The sequence below is a fragment of the Blastomonas sp. CCH9-A1 genome (genome assembly GCF_001557175.1).
Lineage (GTDB): Bacteria > Pseudomonadota > Alphaproteobacteria > Sphingomonadales > Sphingomonadaceae > Blastomonas > Blastomonas delafieldii_A.
The window spans coordinates 1-356 of record NZ_LSHM01000053.1; the positions used below are offsets into that span (position 1 = coordinate 1).

At 65.7% G+C, this 356-nt stretch carries 1 protein-coding gene; it reads right to left on the reverse strand.

All coding sequences use genetic code 11. From position 1 onward, the window contains the following. The coding region (locus AX725_RS14850; RefSeq protein WP_202185049.1) for a DUF736 domain-containing protein at positions 1–356 on the reverse strand (356 nt) is incomplete at both ends.

Consider the following 356-nt stretch of genomic DNA (forward strand, 5'->3'; position numbering starts at 1 on the left):
CTCTCGCTGCCGAAGCCGTCGAGCGAGGCCTTGGGCTTCGAGCGGCGCCAGGCGACGTTGTAGCTGCCATCGTTCTGCTGGAACATGGCGACCGGGATCGGCGCCGAGAGGCTGGGATCGTCGATCTGGCCCGAGAGGAAGCACTCGCCGGTCTCGTTCGACGAGTATTCCCAGAGCGCGCCGATCTTGACCCAGCTGCGGCGGTCCGCCGAGAGCGCCATGAGGTCGAACTTGGGTGCCCGCTCGTTGGTGGATTCGAAGGCCCGCAGCGCAACCGTCGCGCTGAAGGTCAGGGTGGTGATGCGGCCGATGTGAACGCCTTCTGCGTTGGCCTTGAGGGTGCCGATGTTCATGTC